Here is a 4671-nt window from a genome sequence, read left to right as displayed (position 1 = left end):
CTTTAGTTTTATAGCTAGAAGCTTTGAAATTACTAGGTATATTAGAATTTTTCCCATTTGCTGGTATAGTAGTGCATTGGCCAGTGTTATCATACTTAAAGGCATGAAATGGGCACTCAATTTCTCCATCAACTACTTTCCCCATACATAAGGATGCACCTCTATGTATACATTTATCCTTGATACAACATACTTCATTATTTTTACCTCTCCAAAATACTAACTTTTCAGAAAACCTTGTAACGCCTAAAGGTTTATCTCTAAGTTCATCAGAACTTAGAACAATATACCACTGATTTTTTATCACTATAATGTCCCCCTTTTTATATTCAGTTCCTATAATATGTATGTTAATTTAATAAAAGTGGCTAGTTATACTATAATCTTTAGATTAAACTAATTTATCTATATATTACCATATTGACATGAACTTTACAAAACAAGCCAAGTCCATTATCTATTGTTTTTCCATTTATTCAATCTCTATTTATGACATAAAAGAGTAGCCAATACAAGGGGTACCGCTACAAACATATCAAATTTGTCACATGAAGAGAGAGCATAGTTTGAAACTAAAGATAAAGAATTAACTTCCTAGGAATAGGCACATGATTTTCAACTTAATCTGTAACAAGCAGATACAGAAGTTAAATGATAGATATTTTAAAAAGGTATTATTTCCAATAGAGATAATACCTTTTTTTGAATACCCACTATTTACAGCTACTAAGACTAATGAACAGAAAAGATTCTTATTTTATAAATAATTAGATTAATATCATAATCAAATACATATATATACAATAAATCAAACAAATACATATAAAAATGTAAAGGAAGGTACACAAAGGTGAAAATACTATTTAAAAATGCTACTATCTATGACGGAAGTAGCAACGAGCCTTATATAGGGAGTATATGTATAGAAAATGACAAAATTCTATCTACTAACAACAATAATGAGTGTGATGAAATTATTGACTGTACTGGGCTTGCCATAGCACCAGGATTTATAGATGCCCATTCACACAATGATTGGTTTATTGCAAGAAATAACAACGAAAAGTTTTTCAAACCCTTCTTAGAACAGGGAATAACAACACAAATTACAGGTAACTGTGGTTTCTCACCCTTTGGATTTGACAAGGATACAAAATTTAGAAACTTAATAGGTAGTGGCTTATTTGAAATAGGCGATGTAGAAGGAGAGACTGCAACTCTACCACAATTTATATCTTGTATTAAGCAAATGCCACTAAATATAGCTCCCATATATGGACACGCTAGTGCTAGGATAGGTATTGCAGGATACGAAAATAGATTACTAAATCCAGATGAGCTACAACAGATGGATAAGATAATAGAAGATACTTTAACTAGTGGTGCATTAGGAGTATCACTTGGACTTATGTATGAACCAGATAGATATGCAGATTATGAAGAGCTAAAGCGTACTGCTAAGATTGTTGCAAAATATGGTAAAATTCTTACGGTACATGGTCGTGCTTGTTCTTCTGCATCCACATCTTATACTCCTTCATTTGGAGGAAAACCACACAATATTCGTGCCCTAGAAGAAATGATAAAAATAGCAAGAGATACTGGTGTCAAGCTACAATATTCTCATCTTATTTTTGTTGGAGAAAAAACCTGGAAAACCGTAGATGAAACTATGGAAATTCTAAAAAAATGCCAAGAAGAAGGCTTATCAATACAATATGATACCTATGCTTATACTTATGGTGCTTCAGTTATTACAGTTATTCTTCCAGTATGGTATCTATCGCTTTCCAACAAACAACGCAAAAATCCATTATACATAACAAAACTAAAAATTGAAATAGCAGTAACCTGTAAAATATTAGGATTTAATTTTAATGATATAGTAATAGCATGGTTAAAAGAAGGATATGATGACCTAATAGGACTTACAGTAACTGAAATAGCAAAAAAATGGAATGTATCTCCAACTGATGCATATATCAGACTAGTTGAAATCAGTGAAGGTCGTGGACGTGTTCTAATGCATAAATATTTAAACGATGATATTTTATCAACACTTATGAAAGATGAAAACTGCTTGTACATGACTGATGCATGGGTGGAGGAAATGGGAAAACAGAATTCTGCTTGCTTTAACTGCTTCCCACTGTTCTTTAACTTAGCAAAGAAATATAATATACCAACTCAAAAGATTATACATAAGATGAGTGGAGCAACTGCCAATAGATTTAATATAGAAAAAAGAGGATATATAAAAAAAGGCTATTATGCAGATTTAGTAATATTTGATGAAAATGAGATAGGACCAAGTATTTACTCTGATGAAGGAAAACCACAAGGAATAAAGTCTGTTATTATAAATGGAAAACAGGTAGTTATTAATGGTAATGCAGTAGGAACACTAAATGCTGGAAAAATGCTACTGAACAGCTTGTAATTAGTATACAGAAATTCTTTAAGTACAAAGCCTACTAAATAAGGAGGAGGAAATATGCAAACACCCATATACTGCATCATAGACTTAACAAAAAACACAACCGAAGATTACATAATAACCGAAGAAGAATACAAAAATCACCTAGGAGGAAAAACCTTAGGAGCATATCTATTAACAAAACTAACACCAGCCAAACTAGAAAAATTCTCACCAGAAAATATAATAATCATAAATACAGGACCTATGAATGGAACCTTAGCACCTTCATCTAGCAGATTTAATATGACCTTCAAAAACATTTTAACAGGAGGAATTGCATCCTCAAACTGCGGAGGGTCCTTTGGTTATATGCTTAAAAAATCAGGCTATGATGGAATTATAATAAAAGGAAAAGCTAACAATCCAATAACTATTGAAATACTAGACCAAAAAATAAACATAAAAGATGCCACAAAACTTTGGGGACTTAACACAGAAGAAGTACAAGAAAAGTTTCCTAAAAAGTGGGGGAAACTTGTTATAGGAGAAGCAGGTGGAAATTTAGTTTATTATGCCTGTGCAGTATCTGGTGAAAGAGTAGCAGGAAGATGTGGAACAGGAGCAGCCTTAGGTGCAAAGAATATAAAAGCAATTGTAACTTATGGTACTAAAAGAATAGAAGTCAAAAATAAAGAAGAGTTTCAAAAATATATAAAGAAGTGGGCAAAGTTTATAAAAAATCATCCAATGACAGGAGAAATCCTACCTAAATATGGTACAGCAAATCTTGTAAATAAAGCAAACTTTTCTAAAGCCTTACCCACACGAAACTTCCAAAAAGGGTCCTATGAAAAAGCAGATAGAATATCGGGAGAGACTTTATCAAAAGAACATCTAGTAAAAAATAATGGATGTGTAAGTTGCCCTATAAAATGTGAAAGACGGGTAAAAGTAAATGGAAAAGAAGTTAAGGGTCCTGAATTTGAAACTGTAGGGTTACTAGGAGCTAATATAGAAAATTCAAGCTTGGAAGTTATCAATCTTTTAAATTACCATGCAGACTTATTAGGAATGGACACAATATCTTTAGCTGGGACTATAGCTTTTGCTATGGAGTTAAAGGAAAAGGGTTTGGCAGATTTTGGACTGGAATTTGGTAAAGTAGATAATTTACTAGAAGTCTTTGAAAAAATAGCAAGAAGAGAAGGGGTATATTCTCAATTAGCTAATGGTACCTTTGAGTTAAGCAAAATATATGGTGGAGAGGACTTTGCAATACATTCTAAAGGAATGGAACTTTCAGCTTATGAACCTAGAAAATCTGTAGGAATGGGGCTTGGCTATGCTACCTCAAATAGAGGAGGATGTCATCTAAATGGAGGATATTTAGCACTGCTAGAATCTGTAGGCCCTATGTCTATTGGCTCACAACTTACAAAAGGAAAGCCAGAGCTTACTGTATTTATGCAAAATGGCATGGAAGCAATATCTTCAGCAGGCTTTTGCTTATTTACCTTACAAACAATGGTACCGGCATTTTTATTTAAAGGAAGTGTAGAGAAAGGAATAAATAAAATTGCAGGTAAGGTAACGATATCTATTAGAGGAATCTTAGGAAATTTATGGACCTTTATTCCATGGGCTATTCCAATAAATAGTATGTACTTAATTCCACATGCAAAAGCTATTGAACTAGCAACAGGAATTAAGATGACCACAGGAAGACTACTTCAAATAGGTGAGCGTGGCTACAATATTGAACGAATGTACAACATTAGAGAAGGACTAACTCATGAGGATGATACTCTACCTTATAGATTAGTAAAGGAAAAACAAGAAGAGGCTATAGAGGATAGTCTGGTCAAACTTGATGACATGTTACCTAGATACTATAAAATAAGGGGATGGGATGAAAATGGAGTACCAAAACCTAAGAAGCTAAAGAAATTAGTAATAGGAAAATAAATTTTTTCATAAAATTTTATAAGAAAGAAAATAGAGTGAATACTCGCTCTATAAAATAGAGTAATTGCTCACTCGAATCAATTACTTATTTAAATGGAGGGGATTTTTATTAATACTGTAGTAAAAGCTCATATTAATCTATTTGCAATTTTATCAGCTCTAGAACATCTTGTAAAACTAGACCAAGAGTGTAGAGAGATAATAAAAGACACAGACTTATCTATATTTATAAATGTATCAGATGGTCCAAAGGGAACCCTTATATTTAAAAATGGAAATTGTACCTT

4 protein-coding genes are annotated in these 4671 nt (G+C 32.4%); 3 read left to right on the top strand and 1 reads right to left on the bottom strand.

The window, feature by feature from the left end:
* A partial coding sequence (locus ACRC03_RS03370) for a Rieske 2Fe-2S domain-containing protein (protein WP_438651139.1) occupies window positions 1–307 on the bottom strand: 307 nt, incomplete at its 3' end.
* A gap of 543 nt (window positions 308–850) precedes the next feature.
* Here ACRC03_RS03370 and ACRC03_RS03365 point away from each other — a divergent pair.
* The 3 genes from ACRC03_RS03365 to ACRC03_RS03355 all read left to right on the top strand — a co-directional run.
* A complete protein-coding gene (locus ACRC03_RS03365; protein WP_438651138.1) occupies window positions 851–2440 on the top strand; it encodes an N-acyl-D-amino-acid deacylase family protein in 1590 nt (529 codons plus the stop codon).
* A gap of 54 nt (window positions 2441–2494) precedes the next feature.
* Complete coding sequence (locus ACRC03_RS03360; RefSeq protein ID WP_438651137.1) at window positions 2495–4384, top strand: aldehyde ferredoxin oxidoreductase family protein; 1890 nt, start codon at window positions 2495–2497, stop codon at window positions 4382–4384.
* 93 nt (window positions 4385–4477) lie between these two features.
* Window positions 4478–4671, top strand: a 194-nt coding sequence (locus ACRC03_RS03355) for a hypothetical protein (RefSeq protein ID WP_438651136.1), incomplete at its 3' end; no start/stop codon positions are given.

Source organism: Romboutsia sp. (assembly GCF_051659545.1).
Classification (GTDB): domain Bacteria; phylum Bacillota; class Clostridia; order Peptostreptococcales; family Peptostreptococcaceae; genus JBOFOR01.
The sequence above is the reverse complement of the archived record's forward strand: the minus strand, read 5'-3'. Positions and strand labels throughout refer to the sequence as shown.